This is a genomic window from Shewanella mangrovisoli, assembly GCF_019457635.1.
Classification (GTDB): domain Bacteria; phylum Pseudomonadota; class Gammaproteobacteria; order Enterobacterales; family Shewanellaceae; genus Shewanella; species Shewanella mangrovisoli.
This window is the reverse complement of sequence record NZ_CP080412.1, coordinates 236,953-257,211: the sequence shown is the minus strand read 5'-3', so window position 1 is coordinate 257,211 and position 20,259 is coordinate 236,953. Positions and strand designations below refer to the sequence as shown.

The window sequence follows — 20,259 nt, the reverse complement described above, 5'->3', positions numbered from 1 at the left end:
TGGGCTAATTCTCAGGTAATCGCTCGATGGGAACCTTGGAAGGAATTTAACTTTCAACGCATAAAAAATGGCGCCCTCAATCGAGGGCGCCATTTCCAGGTTGAACTTTTACCTAGCAGCAGTGATAACTCATAACGACTCTATCGGCCCCGGCGCCAAAATAGTCCGTTTCGAAGGCGGTATCGACAAATCCTAAACGCTGATATAAACCATGGGCAGGATTATGGGGATCGACGGTTAAATCCACCCGCTTAACCTGAGACGGTAGTTGGGTTAAACATTGTTGGATTAATTGTTTACCAATGCCTCGCCCGCGGGCTTGCTCACTCACCGCCACGGAGAGGATCCACATACAGGCAGGGTCGCCACTTTGAGCGCAGAGCAAATAGCCTAAAATCTCTCCGCCATCATCTACGGCAACCAGAAACTGCTCGGGCCAACAATCAAACCCTTGGCGGAAGAAAAAATCGGGATAACAATGGTCGCCAAAGATAGCCTGCTCGAGTTGAAAAACGTCGGCTAACTCTGACTTTAATACTGGACGGATAGACTGCATGTAAAACTATTCACCAATTAAAATTTTATCCCACTCTAAATTGGGTGCACCAACAACAATAAAGTTAGGATTTTCAAGCGTCTCACGCTCGTTATAGGTTAAAGGTTGCAGTTCGGTATCCATGAGCTGGCCACCCGCTTCCTCAATAATGATCTGTGCGGCGCCGGTGTCCCACTCCCCCGTCGGCCCGACTCGCACATAACAATCGGCGCGTCCTTCGGCAACCAGACAACTCTTCAATGCTGCGCCGCCCATGACCACCAGCTCACAATGCTTAGGCTGATTAAACAGGGTCAACACAGATTGGGGATCCTGACGACGACTCACAGCTAACCTTAGGGAAACTTGCTCACGGTGCTGAATTTGCCGACTACTGATGCGCACTTCCTGCTTATCGGTGCGTTTATAGGCACCTAAGCCCGCAATGGCGTAATAACACACCTGCGTCATTGGCACATAGACCACACCCATGACAGGGCGGTTGTGTTCCACCAGCGCGATGATTACCGAAAAGTCACCACTACCAGCAATAAACTCCCCCGTGCCATCGAGAGGGTCGACTAACCAATAACGTTTCCAGCCTTCGCGCACGCTTAGGGGAATATCGGCAGCCTCTTCGGACAAGATAGGAATATCGGGCGTCAATGCGGCTAAGCGTTCACAGATCAGCTTATTTGCCGCTAAGTCCGCCGAGGTGACAGGGGTATTATCAGACTTGGTTTCTCGTTCAAAATTACCCTTGAGGTAAATCTCACGAATAGTGCGACCCGCATCCGTTGCTATCGCAATCACCTCGTCGATTAACTCTTCTGGCTTCATAACCACTCCAATCGCAAACTTCGCGAATGATTTACAAGCACTCAGTTGCTGAACGCTTTAACGAAAAAGATTATTTAAGTTGTAGGTGTTTCTGCGCTAAAAACAATGCGCTCACACTACGAGATTCGGAAAAATCGCTATTATCGAGTAACGCTTCCCACTCGGCCAACGCCCAAGGCACCACATCTATGGGTTCTGGCTCGTCGCCTTCGAGGCGGCTTTCATATAGATCTTCTGCAATAAAAATTTGCATCTTGCTAGAGAAATAACCCGGCGCAAGACTAAGTTCTTTCAACAGTGTCAGTTTACGCGCCCCAAAACCGATCTCTTCCTGTAATTCTCGATTGGCCGCTTCGATAGCTTGCTCACCAGAGTCGATTAATCCCTTAGGAAAACCTAGCTCGTAATTATCTGTTCCAGCGGCATATTCACGGGCTAACAGCATGTTGCCTTGATGAATGGGCACCACCATCACAGCGCCTCGGCTACCACCCTTCATCCGCTCATACTGGCGCTCGACACCGTTGGAGAATTTAAGATGAACCTGTTCAATTTGAAACAAGCGGCTCTTAGCGACAACTTCGGTATGTAAGATTTCCGGCTTATGGTGCCGCTGCGACATAACTGCCCCTGGATAAAAATAGCAACAAACTAACTAGGATAAGTGACAATCTTACTATCCTGTCTTTAATCTACAACCTGAATTTAGTGCGGCTATTCCAAAGACCACCATCCAAGCCATGGGATTTAAATCACATACTCAGCCAAGACAAAGGAGAAACGGTTAAAACTTTTCGCTTTTTACCGCGAAAAATCACCAACAAAAAAGGGGCTAAGCCCCTTTTTATGTCGACATCATTTAAAACTGATAGCGCAGATTGAGCTGATAACTCAATAGATCATTCGGCTCGATATCTATGTATTGATAACCTAACCCCACGGACCAAGCATCACTGAATTGGTAACTAAAACGCACTCCCGCATACCAATCAGTACCATCTAAATCGGTCTTGATCGTGGTATTGCCCATGGTACTGCTGATATCGGCTTGCCAATGGAACAAGCCAACGGGTACTTCAAAGCGCCAACCTTGATGCTGCAGCAGGGTAAATCTCAGGCCCAACATGACCCCATCGGCAAGCACTGGGGTGACGGTTTTCACCAACTCATGGTATTGCTCCGGCGTTAAGGTTGAGCCCTTAATTCTCGCGCTTCCTTCACCAAAGTCGGCATAGCCCAGTTCTAACGCTGCGGTCGGCGTCCACTGATAACCCAGACTCACCCCAAATGCGGTATCCGAGTCATCGACGTTGAGGAGTTGTCCCTCTCCAACTTGGACGTTCAACTCAGGCAGGGTTTTATCGGCCTGCGCTTGGCCGATAAAACCCTCAACATACCAGTCTGTTGCCTGCGCCTGTTGCGTCACACTGAGCAATAACAGGCTGCCTAAAGCAAATCGCTGTAACTCTCGGCGGCGCAACATGGCGCACGCTAAGATGAATGCCAACGCCCATAAGGTCATACTGCCACCTCCTGACTTATTATCGATAATGACCTCTTGATAGGCTTTCACTGTGATAAGCACTTGCCCCGTCGCTTCACCACCTTGGCCGTCGCTAATCCTATAGGTCACAGTATCCACGCCATCGAATCCTGTTTTAGGGATATAGCGCAGTTTATTCGCTTCGATAGTCACAGTGCCTTGTTGAGCCGTCGCACTTAACAGGGTCAACGTATTACCATCCACATCTGTGTCATTACTCAGCACGTCGATAAGCAAGCTGGTGCGATCATCGGTGGCGGCGCTGTCATCGACAGTCACAGGGGCTGTGTTGCCATTCACCACTATCGTCAACTCACTACTTGCCGTACCGCCCTTGCCATCGGTAATGCTATACACCAACACATCGGTACCGATGAAGTCTGCCGCCGGCATGTAACTGAGCCGTTGATCCGCTAACACTGTGACAGTGCCAAACTCACTAATCACTTGAGTGACGCTCAAACTATCCCCATCGCTATCCGTATCGTTGGCAAGCACGTTCACATCGACACTCTGGTTCCAGGCAATTGCTGCCGAGTCAGGATTGGCGACAGGCAAGTGGTTACCATTGAGCATCACAGCCACGCCACTTGGGTCGACAATAGTACGGTTAGCCACACCATCATCATCGTTAGGGCCACCGTCTTCGATGGTTAACTGCACACACCAATGGCCTTCGGTTAATCCCGGCGTCCAACGGCTATCCCCCGGTGGCGGGCAGAAACCACGCTCACCTTCGGTACTGGCAACAGTGTTATTTGCATCAATCACAAAGTCTCGCCAGCCCGCTTGAGCATTGAACTTGCGGTAGACGGCATTCGCGGGAACGGGTGAGCGTTGTGGCAATACCAAGCTATAGCTTTGGCCCTGTTGAGGTAGACCCGTGGCGATAAAGTCGAAAATACCGCCAACATTGTCTGCTAAAGCATCTTCAGCCACGGCTTCTGGCTGTAGCTGCACGCCGCTCTGTCCACGGCTTAGGGCAATATTCCCCAAACGTAAACAGACGCCCGCCTGCCCTTCAGCCAAGAAGTAGACTGGCTGTAATTCACCTTCAGGCATCACATTACAGTCGTTATTCGCATCCAAATAATCAGGAATACCATCGCTATCGCTATCGCTATAGCCTTCTTGATTATCGGGAATTAAATCGCCATCCGTATCGGCACTCGTCAATGCGACTAAACTTGGACGCACTACGATGTACACTGTTTCAGTACTCGACAGCACAGGCGAACCATCATCGGTCACCGTCAGGCTCACAGGATAAATCCCCGGTGACACCGCGGCTGGAGAGAATGCCATGCCTGTCGCATCCGCTTGCAAACTTAGCGCGCCGCTTGCCCACGTCAGCGTCAATGTATCTTGCTCATTGGCATCGGATGCTGTGGCACGGATATGCACATCACCGCCATTTTGCGCGACAATGACTTGCTGCTGGCCAGCTTGAGCCACAGCCAAACTGACCTGTGGTGCAATATTAGCTTCGGTAATCACAACTTGGGTCTGCTGCTTACTACCAAGATTCAAGCTTGGATCTAGGCTGATAAGCACCTCTTCATCCCCTTCGGTCACACCATCATTCAGGGTAGTAAAGTGGATTTCCGCCATCTGTCCCGAGGTTATCTCGACAACACCATCAACCAAATCATGGTCGCTGCTATCGGCTGAACCGGATACTGTGAATGGAATACTCAGCGGATAACTCGGCGCCTCACCATTGAGATGAACACTCACAGTCACTTGGTTACCTTCGGCTACCACTTGATCTTTGCTCAGTGAAATCAATGGATTGACTTTGACTTTCTGCGCTTTAATCGCCTTATTACCCTCGCCATCCACTGCCTGCCAATAGGCTAAGTAGTTGCCAGGGGCGAAGAACAAGCTCTTATTCACCAGCGACACAGGCAATGGATGGCCATTACGGTCAACCGCCTTGGCAAAACCGAGTTTCACCCGCGTAAACAGGCCAGTCGCATTCACCTCAACATCATCAGGTAGAGTGATCACGGGTTGACTCGCTGAGTCAGTGCCTTCAATCAGCACATTCACTTTGGCGGTTGCCCGCCCTTTGTTACCATCGCTGATGGTATAACGCAGAGCCACAGGCCCCACATAAGCCTCGGGCGCGGTAAAACTGAGCCCATCTGAGGTGATTTGCACACTGCCAATATCTGCAGCAGCGCCATCAATGGTTAGGGTGTCACCATCAACATCCACATCGTTTGCCAATACGGCCAGTGTATAGGTGTCATTGGGGGTACTGGTTAAGGTATAGCTGTCATCGACAGCTTGAGGATCGTCGTTCACTGGCGTAACCGTAATGGTGACAGTCGCAGGCTCTGAGCTTAACTCCGCATCTTTGGCAATAAAGCCAATAGAGTCGGTACCATTAAAATCCTTCTCAGGTGTATAAAGCCAGACACTACCGTGTTGCTCTAAGGTACCAGAGGCTGGTTGCGCGGTGATCTCATAGGTCAGAGGATCATTATCGGCATCCTCAGCGGCAAGCGTAATCATCAGCGAACTATCTTCCTCTAGCGTCACTGTCTGATTGGTCGCAACTGGCGCATCGTTGACGTTTGCCACCGCAATCGTAAAGCTCTGGTCTGCGGTTAAGCCATCAACATCCGTGGCGCGAAGCAATACCGCATAGCTACCCACGTTCGCGTTAGTTGGGGTACCACTCAGCACGCCCGTCGCCGCATTGAAGCTCAGCCAGCTTGGCAGTGTCACGGCGCTTAAGGTGAGACTGTCACCCACGTCGCTGTCCGTCGCCACTAGGGTGTAGCTGTATGCAGCATCTTGGGTCGCACTCGTGATTGCCGTTGAACTGATAGTCGGTGCATCATTAACGTTCGCCACCACTATCGTAAAGCTCTGGTCTGCGGTTAAGCCATCTACATCCGTGGCGCGTAACACCACCGCATAGCTACCCACGTTCGCGTTAGTTGGGGTACCACTCAGCACGCCCGTCGCCGCATTGAAGCTCAGCCAGCTTGGCAGTGTCACGGCGCTTAAGGTGAGACTGTCACCCACGTCGCTGTCCGTCGCCACTAGGGTGTAGCTGTATGCAGCATCTTGGGTCGCACTCGTGATTGCCGTTGAACTGATAGTCGGTGCATCATTAACGTTCGCCACCACTATCGTAAAGCTCTGGTCTGCGGTTAAGCCATCTACATCCGTGGCGCGTAACACCACCGCATAGCTACCCACGTTCGCGTTAGTTGGGGTACCACTCAGCACGCCCGTGGCCGTATTGAAGTTCAGCCAACTTGGCAAGGTCACTGCGCTTAAAGTGAGACTGTCGCCCACATCGCTGTCCGTCGCCACTAAGGTGTAGCTGTAGGCCGCATCTTGGGTCGCACTCGTGATTGCCGTTGAACTGATAGTCGGTGCATCATTAACGTTCGCCACCACTATCGTAAAGCTCTGGTCTGCGGTTAAGCCATCTACATCCGTGGCGCGTAACACCACCGCATAGCTACCCACGTTCGCGTTAGTTGGGGTACCACTCAGCACGCCCGTCGCCGCATTGAAGCTCAGCCAGCTTGGCAGTGTCACGGCGCTTAAGGTGAGACTGTCACCCACGTCGCTGTCCGTCGCCACTAGGGTGTAGCTGTATGCAGCATCTTGGGTCGCACTCGTGATTGCCGTTGAACTGATAGTCGGTGCATCATTAACGTTCGCCACCACTATCGTAAAGCTCTGGTCTGCGGTTAAGCCATCTACATCCGTGGCGCGTAACACCACCGCATAGCTACCCACGTTCGCGTTAGTTGGGGTACCACTCAGCACGCCCGTGGCCGTATTGAAGTTCAGCCAACTTGGCAGTGTGACTGCGCTCAAGGTGAGACTGTCACCCACGTCGCTGTCCGTCGCCACTAGGGTGTAGCTGTATGCAGCATCTTGGGTCGCACTCGTGATTGCCGTTGAACTGATAGTCGGTGCATCGTTGACGTTTGCCACCACTATCGTAAAGCTCTGGTCAATCGTCAGACCATCTCCGTCCGTGGCGCGTAACACTACTACATGACTGCCGACGTTAGCGTTAGTTGGGGTACCACTGAGCACGCCCGACGCCGCATTAAAGCTCAGCCAGCTTGGCAGTGTGACTGCGCTCAAGGTGAGACTGTCGCCCACGTCGCTGTCCGTCGCCACTAAGGTGTAGCTGTAGGCCGCATCCTGGGTGGCACTGGTTAACGCCGTTGAACTGATAGTCGGCGCATCGTTAACGTTTGCCACCACTATCGTAAAGCTCTGGTCTGCGGTTAAGCCATCTACATCCGTGGCGCGTAACACCACCGCATAGCTACCCACGTTCGCGTTAGTTGGGGTACCACTCAGCACGCCCGTGGCCGTATTGAAGTTCAGCCAACTTGGCAGTGTGACTGCGCTCAAGGTGAGACTGTCACCCACGTCGCTGTCCGTCGCCACTAGGGTGTAGCTGTATGCAGCATCTTGGGTCGCACTCGTGATTGCCGTTGAACTGATAGTCGGTGCATCGTTGACGTTTGCCACCACTATCGTAAAGCTCTGGTCAATCGTCAGACCATCTCCGTCCGTGGCGCGTAACACTACTACATGACTGCCGACGTTAGCGTTAGTTGGGGTACCACTGAGCACGCCCGACGCCGCATTAAAGCTCAGCCAGCTTGGCAGTGTGACTGCGCTCAAGGTGAGACTGTCGCCCACGTCGCTGTCCGTCGCCACTAAGGTGTAGCTGTAGGCCGCATCCTGGGTGGCACTGGTTAACGCCGTTGAACTGATAGTCGGCGCATCGTTAACGTTTGCCACCACTATCGTAAAGCTCTGGTCAATCGTCAGACCATCTCCGTCCGTGGCGCGTAACACTACTACATGACTGCCGACGTTAGCGTTAGTTGGGGTACCACTGAGCACGCCCGACGCCGCATTAAAGCTCAGCCAGCTTGGCAGTGTGACTGCGCTTAAGGTGAGACTGTCGCCCACGTCGCTGTCCGTCGCCACTAAGGTGTAGCTGTAGGCCGCATCCTGGGTGGCACTGGTTAACGCCGTTGAACTGATAGTCGGCGCATCGTTAACGTTTGCCACCACTATCGTAAAGCTCTGGTCAATCGTCAGACCATCTCCGTCCGTGGCGCGTAACACTACTACATGACTGCCGACGTTAGCGTTAGTTGGGGTACCACTGAGCACGCCCGACGCCGCATTAAAGCTCAGCCAGCTTGGGAGTGTGACTGCGCTTAAGGTGAGACTGTCGCCCACATCGCTGTCCGTCGCGACCAAGGTGTAGCTATAGGCCGCATCCTGGGTGGCACTGGTTAACGCCGTTGAACTGATAGTCGGCGCATCGTTAACGTTTGCCACCACTATCGTAAAGCTTTGGTCTGCGGTTAAGCCATCCACATCCGTAGCGCGTAACACTACCGCATGGCTGCCCACGTTAGCGTTAGTTGGGGTACCACTCAGCACGCCCGTCGCCGCATTAAAGCTCAGCCAGCTTGGCAGTGTGACTGCGCTTAAGGTGAGACTGTCGCCCACATCGCTGTCCGTCGCGACCAAGGTGTAGCTATAGGCCGCATCCTGGGTGGCACTGGTTAACGCCGTTGAACTGATAGTCGGCGCATCGTTAACGTTTGCCACCACTATCGTAAAGCTTTGGTCTGCGGTTAAGCCATCCACATCCGTAGCGCGTAACACTACCGCATGGCTGCCCACGTTAGCGTTAGTTGGGGTACCACTCAGCACGCCCGTCGCCGCATTAAAGCTCAGCCAGCTTGGCAGTGTGACTGCGCTTAAGGTGAGACTGTCGCCCACATCGCTGTCCGTCGCGACCAAGGTGTAGCTATAGGCCGCATCCTGGGTGGCACTGGTTAACGCCGTTGAACTGATAGTCGGCGCATCGTTAACGTTTGCCACCACTATCGTAAAGCTTTGGTCTGCGGTTAAGCCATCCACATCCGTAGCGCGTAACACTACCGCATGGCTGCCCACGTTAGCGTTAGTTGGGGTACCACTCAGCACGCCCGTCGCCGCATTAAAGCTCAGCCAGCTTGGGAGTGTGACTGCGCTTAAGGTGACACTGTCGCCCACATCGCTGTCCGTCGCGACCAAGGTGTAGCTATAGGCCGCATCCTGGGTGGCACTGGTTAACGCCGTTGAACTGATAGTCGGCGCATCGTTGACGTTAATTACACTCAAATTAAAGGGAGGAAGACTCGCAGACAGCGAACCATCTGACACGCTGATCACAATACCATTAATCACACCCACATCTTGATTAGAAGGCGTGCCAGATAAAGCTCCCGTTGCGCTATTAAAGGTCAACCATGAAATAGTCTGATTAATGCTAAACGTTAGACTATCTCCAGGGGAGTCAGTCGCTACTGGCGCGAAGTTATATAGCGCCCCTTGGTTAACGGCTAACGTTGGTGTGCCATTAATGACTGGTGCGCCATTGGGTTTTACCGTGTTACTCGCCGATGAGGCACTACCTAAACCAGCCGAATTTGTCGCAGCTACAGTAAATGAATAGGAAGTACCGTTGGTTAATCCAGAGATAACAATGGGCGAAGAGCCGCCCGATGCAGTAATGCCGCCAGGAGTAGAGACTAAGGTATATCCACTAATGGGCGCGCCACCACTAAATCCTGGAGCGGTAAAACTCACCGAGGCTTGAGCATCACCCGCTGTCGCAGTGCCAATTACAGGAGCCCCAGGAACAACAGCATTCACTGTAAAGGAACGACTAACTTGGGTCGCAGGTAAATAACTGGCGTCACCAGACTGGTCTGCATTGATAGTACAAGTACCCGCAGTAACAAATGCCAAGTTTCCACCGCTGGTAATAGTACAAACACCAGTTGTGGATGAAGTAAAGGTTGGCGTCAAACCGGAATCAGAGATTGCCGTCAAGGTTGGAGTAGTACCAAAGTTTTGTGCACCCGGGTTGCTAAAGGTAATAGTTTGAATTCCCCTCGGCGTCACAGGATTAGATGGACTAGACGCCATACCTGTGCCTGAACCATTGGTCGCAGTTACAGTGAAAGTGTATTGTGTGCCATTCGTTAAGCCTGTCACTGTAATCGGCGAGGTTGCGCCAGTTTGAACCGCCCCCCCCGGTATTGATGTGACTGTATATCCAGTAATCGCTGACCCACCGGTAACTGTAGGGATGCTAAAGGCAATCGTTGCGGAAGAAACGCCAGCCACTGCACTCACACCTGTTGGTGCCCCAGGGAGTAAATTGTTAGTTAAACTCAATTCGTTACCTGAACCAGCCATATAACTCACAAGCAAATTACTAGAGTTACCTCCGGCAACTAAAACATCACCTTCAGCGATACCCGAAAAAGTACCATTAATTGCATCAACACCATCATTGATGATGACCTCATAGCTATCGCCATTAGCTGCCACATAGCTGTGGGTTGCAGAAATAGCCGCGCCAGTAAGGGTGACCGTACCGGTCACATTTAATTGGTCATATTGAGTCGCAGCGCTGGTGCCAGTAATATCCAGCAGCAAGTTTGCGCCCGAATTAAGCAATAAATTACCGGCAATATTTATCAAACCGGGGCCAGCATTACCGGGGGAAAGATTACCGCCATTCGCAACACTGACAGCAGCGACAGTACCTGTCCCCCCCAAAGTTGCACCAGAGGCAACCGTCACACCAGAGCTGGGAGCTATGTTGCCAGTAACCAGTAAAGTACCAGCAGATACTTGAGTTGCACCACTGAAGGTGCTGGTACCGCTGAGTATGAAGGTACCAGTGCCCGCTTTAACAAGTGAACCCGCTCCACTGACCACACCAGAGAAAGTGGTACTGCTATTGTTAGATCCAGTGGTGAGAGTGCCGCTGGTCAGCACCAAACTACCGGCACCCGTAAGAGACCCAACGGTTTCACTGCCACTGGGTAAGATCACACTCGCACCCGCGCTGACAGACACCGCCACTGAGTCAGTCAATGCACTACCGTTCGCCAGCACTAAACCACCAGCAGTGACACTCACAGCGCCAGTTGTCGTGTTGGCCGCGCTTAGCGTCAAAGTTCCTGCCCCTGCTTTGGTCAAGGCGCTCGCACCGCTAACAATACCGCTGATGGTCATCGCATTGGCGTTGCTAATAGTTGCATCACCCGCAAGATTGATGGCATTAATGATTGTCTGCGCTGTGCCTGTAAGGGTTAGCAGACTAGAAGCATTGATCGTGACAGTCCCTGAGCCCAAGTTGGTAGAATCTGCTGCTGTCACGCCATTGGTGCCAGCAATAGACAGGCCGCCGGAGAAACTGTTGCTTCCACTAAGGGTTAAATTACCACCACTGGTTTTGCTCAAAGCACCACTGCCACTGATACTGCCAGACAAGTTAAGGGTTTGCCCAGCGCCGACTACTTGAGCAGTCCCGCCACTGGCGCCCAGTACTATGGCGTTATCAAACGTAAAGCTCGCCGTATTATTCGTTAGGGTGCCGCCATTTAGCGTGAGGCTTCCAGAGGAGAAAACATCGTCACTGCCAATCGATAACTCGCCCGCCATTACAGTGACACCACCACTGTAGCTAGTGGAGTTATTGGTGTTCGTTAAGGTTAAACGACCTGCACCGGTTTTGGTTAACGCACCTACACTGGTCAATTCACTCTCCAGTGTCAAGCTGTCGCCGCTGCCATTGGTTATCGTTAGACTGCCTAACGGGGTGAACGTACTGCCAGTGATAGTTGCGGTGCCCAGCGCATCGGCATCTAGAGTAATGTTGGAAGGTACCGATAAGGGAGCCCCCAAGGTGATAGTGGTTCCGCTCAATCCCGCCGCAAAATCGACCCTACCGCTAGCAGCGACATATGCCAATGCTTCACGCAGAGATAAGCCACCACCGTCGGCAATATCAGTTGCCAGACTGCCATCAATAGTCGCATCAGCCCCTGCATCGGAATTGGTCGTTACTGTAACTGGACCATCGATAGTAACCGTCAAGGCCGCTGATACACTGCTGACATTGTTTGCAGCATCGGTTGCAGTTGCGGTTATGTTGTGGATACCATTAACCATCGCACCTGCGGTATAACTCCAGTTGCCTGAACCATCGGCAACCGTTGTGCCTAGAGTACCGCTGATGGATGAAATTACCGTAACGGTTGCATTGGCCTCTGCCGTGCCGTTAAAGGTCGGGGTGTTGTCGCTGGTGTAATTGTCAGTATTAGATGCGCCCGTATCAGAGGCATCATCAAGATCCGGCGTACTCGGCGGCGCCGGTGCATCGCGGTCGACATTGTGGACAGTGCCTGCGACATAAGCTGCAATGCCATTACCAGCCGCATCAGCAATATTGGTTGAGCCATTGAGATTCAGCTTGAGAGTTCCGGTGCCGGAGATGGTATTAATGGCGACATTAATATTGGAGCCTGATGTTGCAGAGACACTGCCTATAGAACCAGCCGCAGTCCCAGTCGTGACCAAGGTAAAGTCGTCGGTGGAAATATTACCGACCGATTCATCAAAGGTCACAGCAAAATCCATGCTCGCGGCATTAGCAGTCGGAGAGCCTGTAGGGGCAATGCTGATGACGTTGGGCGCAACCCCATCCACCACCAGCGCTTTATTTGCGCCCAAGGAGTTGGCCGCACCGGGGGGCGCCAGTGTTAAGGTCGCATTATTGTTTGCAGCGTCTCTGATAGTGCCGCTATTGAGCGCAAGTGAGTTTATTCCAACGTAATCCAGATCGGCAGAGTTGTCGCCCGCCTGAATCGTATAGTTGAAAGTCAGCGTGCTGCTATTACTACCACTTGCATAATTAATCGCACGATCAGTCGCCCCCGTTTCGAGGGTTAGTTGCGGTGTGCCTCCGCCAGTGTCTACTGTAACGGTTTCACTAAAGTTGACCTGAATACTAATGACGTCACCGGCTTTGTAGGCGCCATCCGCGGTGCTGGAGTTGACCGAGGTTACACTGGGCACAACACCATCAACCACTAGAGCTTTGTTTGCTCCGAGGGAATTGGCTGCGCCGGGTGAGGCCAGGGTCAGGGTTGCGTTGTTGGTGGCAGCATCGCGAATGGTGCCGCCATTTAACGACAATGAGGTAGTTGCGACATAATCCAGATCAGCAGAGTTATCACCCACCTGAACGGTATAGCTAAATGTAAGGGTACTTGTACCTGAGCCGCTGGTGTAATTAATAGCGCGATCGGTGGTGCCTGTTTCCAGCGTTAATTGTGGCGTGCCGGTTACTGTAATCGCTTCACTGAAGTTGACTTGAATACTGATGGCATCACCGACTTTGTAGATGCCATTGGCAGTACTAGAATTAACCGATGTTACAGTGGGCACAACACCATCAATGACTAAAGCTTTATTCGCTCCCAACGAGCCAGCAGCACCGGGTGAGGCAAGAGTCAGGGTTGCATTATTACTTGCGGCATCCATGATGGTGCCGCCATTGAGCGTAAGGGAGGTGGTAGCTACGTAGTCCAGATCAGCACTGATATCACCCGCTTGCACAGTATAGTTAAAGTTTAATGTGCTTGTACCCGTGCCACTAGTGTAATTGATTGTGCGGTCTGTCGAGCCTGTCTCCAATGTCAACTGTGGAGTGCCAGTCACATTCACATTTTCACTGAAATTGACTTGAACAGTTATAACATCACCTAATTTGTAGGTGCCATTTGCAGTACTGGAATTAACAGAGCTGACAGTGGGAGGGGTGATATCAGGAACCGTATTAAATACGAAGCTATCAAACACATCATAATAACCGCTGCTATTTGAAGTAATAACTACCTTGTCAACATTATCAAAGGGATTGTTGTTTAACGTTACAGTAAATGAGCCATTAGCCTGACCAAAGCCTGACCCAGTACTTTGAGTCCCCACAGATGATCCATCTCTAAAGCCCTCAACCGAGGCAAAACCACCACCAAATGCATTGATGTAAAAACTAACGAAGTCAAATTCATTGCCCGAGGTGGTTTCGACAGTAATTGTTTCAACTCCAGAATACATACCTGCAAATAACCCGGCAGAATTACTCTGACCATCATCCGTATCCTGAAACCAGTTAACGGCGCTGTAAGTTATTTTAAAGTCACCCTGTGTAAAAACATTTGATCCATGATCAGCACCCTCAATAAAACCAGAAGAATTAAAGTCTATAGCGACATTGGAAGGAATTGAGGCTGCATAGCCATTCATACTGAGTAATGCGACTGCTGCAAAACACAGCCGAGCGATCAACTTAATGCCCGTATTTATTATGACAAATCTACAAGCAGAAGTTTGATATCGGTCATCGGGATAACCTGTTTTGCAGCGTGACATACTAAGTTCCTTAAAGCTGTGCACGAGGAATTTGATTTAATTCAAGAAGCTAAAATCTAGTACTCCAGAAGGTTTTCCTCTCTAGATTACTAAGATATTTTCATAGCAATTATCCGCCGTTAATTACGCGAGGGATAAATACCCTCCAACGCGATAATAAAATTCATCCCCAGATAGGGATTGCGAATTCCAACAGGCTGTCCTCCACCAACAGGATTGACGGTGACCGAGCCTGTAGGTGTTACGCTACCCTGCACTCCACCGAGGCTAGCCTTTGTAGAGTCTGGCGCCGTACCAGTAAACAACCCATTAAACGCAACATTTGCAGGCCCCGCCTTAGCTGTCGTAGCAGAGAGGTAGGTAGTTGCGCCCGTTGCCGGAGGAACCATTGCAGTGGCCGTAGTGGTAGCAACATCAACCGTTGCTGCCACACTACTTGCATTGCCAGTGAAAGTAGCTGTTGGTGTATGAATAGGTAGCTGATTGGTTGTGAGATTGATGTTCTCAGCACCCGAGCTCTGCCCGAGAACAACTGTTGTCAAACCTCCCCCAGTTCCAGTACCCACAGGAGTACGACTTTGCAAGTTAGGCAACCCAAAAGTCGTTGTGCCATTGCCACCATAGTTTGTACCCAGAAGAGAGAAGAGCGCGGTGTAGGTGGAAATGGCCAGTAACTGTCCATTGCAAAGCGCCCAACCACGCGGAGCGAAAGTACCAGCGAACATGCGGATTTCTCCAATAAATGGATCTGCCATTGTATTTCTCCTTAAATAACGATTTTGTCTACGTAACTTCTTTCAATGGTTTAATTACTCACGACAATTAATCGACAGCGAGTTCCTTCTGCTGATTACAACATCATCCGCATCACACATTGGGGAGGTTATTATGCAACACAATTAAAACAGCTTAGTTACAACTAAACATATCTGAAAAATCGGCAAACACAATTAAGCAGAAAAAATTTTGTATAAATTATCAGCCGACGTTTAAGGCCATCGCATTGACTCATAGGTTTCGGAACGGCTTTGAAACTGAAATCCATGCCGTAAATAAAGTGATTTAGCTTGAGTATTTTCACTCTCTACTGATAAATGAACAGGCAACTGACGTTGTGTCGCTTCAAGCTTGACCGCCTCTAATACCGCAGAGCCTAAACCGCGACCTCGCATACTTGGCGTAATAATAAAATCAACAAGATGAACTCTCTGCTCATTAATATCTAGCATCAGTTTGCCGACCGCTTGTTGCTGATAAAACAAAATGTAGCTGATGGCATGCGGATATTGCTCCCGATAGGAGACTTGTTGCAGCCGATATTGTTGCTCCAACATGTTCTGTGCAACATCAAGGGGTAAACCAAGCTCATAGAAGAAGGTTTTAGTTGAATAAAAAAGCTCTGCCATAAATAGGTTATCGTTTGCGTTGGCAGGCTTAATACTCAAGCCAGTTAATGGATTTAACTCAGCTAGCATCATGATTTTTATCTCGAGCTAAAAGTTGCAACAGTTGCTCATAAGCATTCAATAACTGCTGCCATGAGAGAGTTTGTGATTCATTTAATAGGGTAGATTGCGCGGGTACCATGGGCACAAACAATTGCCCTTGTCGCTTAACATCAAAGCGCCAGTGGCCTTGCCAGTGCTCAATATCTTCTGCGGCTAACGGCCAGTCTAAAATGGCCGAAAGTGCGCTGGGTTTAAGCGCATTTAATTGTTGATAATCCATTAAGATGCAACGACTTGATTGATAAAGTGCAGCAGTTTGCTGGGCAAAACCATGCAACACACCCATTCGAAATGCGTCTAAATTTGGCTCAGCATGCGTGCTTTCAGTAAGCGGTAACGGATAGGGGAATACAGCCTTCACCCGCCCTGCCATATGCATCCCAGCCTCTCGTTGATGCGAAACCAAAATATCTCTGGGATGGCGCATCAGACATAGCACTCGACTATTAGGATAGAGTTCTAGCAACATGGGCCAACAAGCTAAATCCCACGCATTCCACTTGATCACTAGCTCACACTCATCAGGCCTCAACCGCCCTTGTAGCCTTAAACATAAATCCACCAGCTGCGGTATTAAGCTCGAAGGCCAAGCATCATGGTGCATCACATCGCTGCAGAGCATAGATTCGGATAACACTCGGCACGCTTTGAGTAGGGAAAAACTGCTAGAAACCAGTGTTGACCCACAACGGGACCAATGGAAAATCATCAAATTAGGATTGATCGAAGGCAAACTTTCGCGTTGGGATAATAAGGGTTCGAGCAAGGTTTGAGGTTGGATAAAACTGGCCAGTAAACCACGGCGAGCATCGCAGATATCGTCCTCCAAGAAAGGTTTTGATAACCGCTGAAAGACGGGAACCCAACTTATTGTTTTGGTTTGAGCATGATAACGAGAAGGAAACCAAACTTGGCTGAAGCGTGCTAAATCCGGAATGAAGCCTTGTTGCTGTAAGGCAATAAATGCCAGCATCTGCTCTAAATTTAACTCGGGCCAATTGAGGAGGTCTGCCATCAAAGCAATAAAATGCTCAACATCGTTAGCTTGATGCAGCAAAATCAGCATTTGCGGTTGATGCAACAGTTGCCAATAGCGTTGCTGCTGTTCATGAATATCAATCATTGGCTAGCCATTGGGTAGAAGTTAATGTACTGCACCATGCGGGGTAACAGGCCTCGATTTGGCGTCGGTCCATGGGGCAAGGCATGGTGCCAAATGATTAAATCCCCTGCATTTGCGGCAATGGGTTTAATGGGCCACTCCTCCCAACGCTGTTGCTGCAACTCAATATCAGTCTTGTTTTGTTCCTGTAGCCAGGTTTCTATTTTAAGGTGAAAGCCGGGAACACAACAAAATGCCCCCTGCTCGGCAGGGGTATCCGAAAGATAAATCAATCCTTGTGTTCCAAATGGCACAGGTAGTTGCAGTGGCATGTCCCAATGCATATTGGGGCCAGGAAACTGCCAAGTGGGCGTTTCAGGAGGATTAAAACTCACTCTGTCAGTTGTCATCACTAAATCGGTACGCTGCCATAATTGTTCAAAGACTTGGCGGATTAGCGGTGTTTGCCGATTGGCATCGAGGATGGGATGACGAAATAACTGCAGCATGATTTTCTGCATCAACTCATGGGACTGGTACCAAGTTGATGGATCATTTTCATTCGCACCAAGCTGTTGCCAAATCACGGCTCGACTCGCCGCACATTGCGCTTTTGACAACACTTGCGGGATGACTATATAACCTTCCCGTTGCCAAGTGGCGAGTTGGGCGTCGGTAAGCACTTGAGGTAAAGCTGCACCATAAGCTAGCTCTGTATTGCCGCTTTCTGGCTCAGCTTGGGATAAGGCACGCAATCGCTGATTAATACCGACAATATCCGCTGTAGTCAGCTGAGTTTGCCTTTGAACGAAGGCGATAAAATCAGCCTGTGTATCATATTGATAGAGCGCCTTCATCCCAGGCTCTAATCCAATGCCGCACAGATCCAGTAGCGCTTTATCTAGGTTCCATTCACTCTCAGTAACCTCATTGGTTTGTCCACGCTTTTGCAACTGAATTTTTTGCCATAGTCGCTGCAAGTGATAAATCCCCAAACAACTCAAATCCTCACTGCCAACAAGTGGCAATTTCTGCTGCTGATATTGGAAGATAAAATCGGGATAGGTTCCCAGCTCGTAGCTAAAGTCCACTCGACTCAGAGGTTTAAGCCACAGGGATTTTTTATATTGAGATAGGGTTAATTGTGATTGATTTTCAAGTAATTGATGTTCGCCATAGACCCTGATTTTTGTCGTCAATTTTAGGTTTATGGGTTGAGGATCATAATCGGGTAACAATAAGCTCCCCGCTAACCCACTTCTGTCGCCTTGAGCGAGCAAGCGGACATGGGCTAAGTCGAGGCAGAATAAAGGGCCCAAATATATTGGCGGCTGTTCTTTTAGCTCGAGCCACGCATCCAACTCAATCGACTCGGGGATCAAACATCCATCCTCAGCTAAAAAATGCTGTAGATGGCTAAAAATCTGTACCTGCGGTTCCTGTTGCAGTAGGTGTTTCATGGTTTCAGAAATAATCAGATCAAAGGCTTGTGTTGATACAGGCCGCCAAAGCGTAGCGTCAGCACAAATAAGTGCATCGACACGATCCGCTACATCGAAATATGCCAGTAGCTTTTCCACACTCTCCAATGACGCTCGATGAATATCGAGTAAGGTTACTCGCACTTGCTTAGCCGTAAATAGTGGTAATAAGACTAAGATTAGCCAAGCAAAAGGCCCAGTTCCGGCATAGAGTATTTTTACAGGATGGTTCGAGTTAGCTTTAAGTTTGTCCTGTATCGCTTGATAAATTCCCTGAATAAACACTCTGCTACGTTCGGGATCTTCTGCACATTGCGCCGCAGTTGTTGGTGATACCGCCTTGCCAAAAGAAGTCATGCTGGCCTCAGTATCGAGAAACAACGCCGGGTGCAGTTCCAACCCAGTCAATTGACATAACTGCGCCAGCATAGGATCGATAAGCTGCTTTGCCTCGCCCGCAGAGTGCGATTGCAGTAGCTCCTGTGCAAACAGCTTTAATCTCAAGAGCGCATCGGGCTGCCCTACATCAGGCTTTGATCTTGGCATCATGGATAAGTTCCTTTAACCACGAGTTGACTTCACAATCGATCACCAAATTGATTCTGGCCTCCACACCTTTGTTCGCGACCCAATGGGTTTGGTCGGCATTGATATACCACAGCTCCCCCGCCTGCATCGGCACACGCTTATCGTCCACATAAAAATGCAGTTGGGCGTGGGTTTGAATGGGAAGATGCAATCTTGCTTCGCCTTGCTCTAGGGATAAGCCTTGATCCCTATGGGGTTTGATTTCGGCGCCAGCGTGTAAACGCATTAAGCGTACCGATTTAACCGAGCAAGCAAGGGATTGAATAAACTGCAGCAGCACGGGGCTCGATTCTAATGAGGGCAAGTTATCCCAATCTGTCGCGGCACTAATGGAAAAGGCCTGCAAAATAGGGTGCGCGACTCGGTATTCCTCGGCGCAGCGTAGGGCCAACACATCCCAACCACCCTGAGAGCCTGCGTGATAATCCCGTTGGTTAATGTGCGGCAACCACTCATGCTGCAACAAAGAAGTGAGTTCTTGCTGTAAACTAGTGATATTTGGGGCTTGGGTAAGTAAGGCAAATGAGCAGATATCCATATCCAAGTGTCTCATTTTTAGACAAAAACGAATTAATCAAGCCTAGCACAAAGTGTCATGCTGACAAGATAGGCTAATGAAAACCTCATTCTGAGCCGAGTGAACCACACAGGACATCCCATGTTTGACTGGAAGAAGATTGATACTGTACTGCTCGATATGGATGGCACCCTGCTCGACCTGCACTTTGACAACCATTTTTGGTTGAGTCTGGTGCCACAGGAGCTGAGCAAGCAACGGGGATTAAGCCAGAGCCAGGCACAACAACTGGTGGAAGAAGCCTACGGCAGAGTCGCGGGCACGTTAGACTGGTATTGCCTCGATTATTGGCAGTCCGAGTTACAGCTCGACATTATGGGACTTCACCGTAACTTAGTTGACCGTATTCAGCTGCGCCAAGACAGCATGCCATTTCTCGATGCCCTTGCCACCGCGGGTAAAAAACGTATCTTAGTAACCAATGCCCACCCTAAGAGTCTTGCGCTTAAGCTGGAGCACACTGAACTGGCAAGCGGCTTAGATGCGATGATTTCGAGTCATGAAACGGGTTATCCCAAGGAGCACCCACAATTTTGGCAAACGCTATTTGAAAAATTCGCCCTAGTGCCAGAGCGCTGCCTGTTTATCGATGATAGCGAGCCGATTTTGAATGCGGCGCGCTTAGCGGGCGTGGGCCATCAGCTCGGGATCAGCAATCCCGATAGCCAAAAGCCTGCCAAAACCTTCAATGATTTTCCGGCCATTAGCGACTATCGCCTGCTATTTGCCGATCTAGCGGGTTAATCCTTTAAAAACAAAAGGCACCCTAAGGTGCCTTTATCGAATC

10 protein-coding genes are annotated in these 20,259 nt (G+C 50.1%); 1 reads left to right on the top strand and 9 read right to left on the bottom strand.

The annotated features are described in order from the left end of the window. Positions 1–112 precede the first annotated feature (112 nt). The 9 genes from K0H60_RS01110 to K0H60_RS01070 all read right to left on the bottom strand — a co-directional run bounded on the left by K0H60_RS01110 (position 113) and on the right by K0H60_RS01070 (position 19,433). Entirely contained in the window at positions 113–556 is a 444-nt protein-coding gene (locus K0H60_RS01110) for a GNAT family N-acetyltransferase (RefSeq protein WP_220057017.1), read from the bottom strand. A gap of 6 nt (positions 557–562) precedes the next feature. Beyond that, entirely contained in the window at positions 563–1,375 is an 813-nt protein-coding gene (gene cysQ / locus K0H60_RS01105; RefSeq protein ID WP_011621003.1) for a 3'(2'),5'-bisphosphate nucleotidase CysQ, read from the bottom strand. Positions 1,376–1,445: 70 nt separating this feature from the next. Beyond that, the gene (gene nudE, locus K0H60_RS01100) at positions 1,446–1,997 is read right to left on the bottom strand and encodes an ADP compounds hydrolase NudE (protein WP_220057016.1); all 552 of its coding nucleotides are present in this window, start codon (positions 1,995–1,997) and stop codon (positions 1,446–1,448) included. A 237-nt stretch (positions 1,998–2,234) separates the two neighbouring features. Continuing rightward, positions 2,235–14,216, bottom strand: coding sequence for a putative Ig domain-containing protein (locus K0H60_RS01095; RefSeq protein WP_434086664.1), 11,982 nt, complete (start codon positions 14,214–14,216; stop codon positions 2,235–2,237). 119 nt (positions 14,217–14,335) lie between these two features. Next, complete coding sequence (locus tag K0H60_RS01090) at positions 14,336–14,971, bottom strand: phage tail protein (RefSeq protein ID WP_220057015.1); 636 nt, start codon at positions 14,969–14,971, stop codon at positions 14,336–14,338. A 234-nt stretch (positions 14,972–15,205) separates the two neighbouring features. Further along, positions 15,206–15,694: a GNAT family N-acetyltransferase gene (locus K0H60_RS01085; protein WP_220057014.1), complete on the bottom strand. Its 489-nt coding sequence runs from the start codon at positions 15,692–15,694 to the stop codon at positions 15,206–15,208. Beyond that, positions 15,681–16,847 (bottom strand): sulfotransferase, encoded by a 1,167-nt coding sequence (locus tag K0H60_RS01080; RefSeq protein WP_220057013.1) that lies wholly within the window; start codon positions 16,845–16,847, stop codon positions 15,681–15,683. The genes K0H60_RS01085 and K0H60_RS01080 overlap by 14 nt, the downstream gene beginning before the upstream one ends. Further along, positions 16,844–18,856: a phytanoyl-CoA dioxygenase family protein gene (locus K0H60_RS01075; RefSeq protein WP_220057012.1), complete on the bottom strand. Its 2,013-nt coding sequence runs from the start codon at positions 18,854–18,856 to the stop codon at positions 16,844–16,846. Before K0H60_RS01075 ends, K0H60_RS01080 begins: the two co-directional genes overlap by 4 nt. Further along, a complete protein-coding gene (locus tag K0H60_RS01070; protein ID WP_041412481.1) occupies positions 18,834–19,433 on the bottom strand; it encodes an aspartyl/asparaginyl beta-hydroxylase domain-containing protein in 600 nt (199 codons plus the stop codon). Before K0H60_RS01070 ends, K0H60_RS01075 begins: the two co-directional genes overlap by 23 nt. Before the next feature lie 120 nt (positions 19,434–19,553). Here K0H60_RS01070 and yrfG point away from each other — a divergent pair, with 120 nt between their 5' ends. After that, positions 19,554–20,216: a GMP/IMP nucleotidase gene (gene yrfG, locus K0H60_RS01065; RefSeq protein WP_220057011.1), complete on the top strand. Its 663-nt coding sequence runs from the start codon at positions 19,554–19,556 to the stop codon at positions 20,214–20,216. Positions 20,217–20,259: the final 43 nt, after the last annotated feature.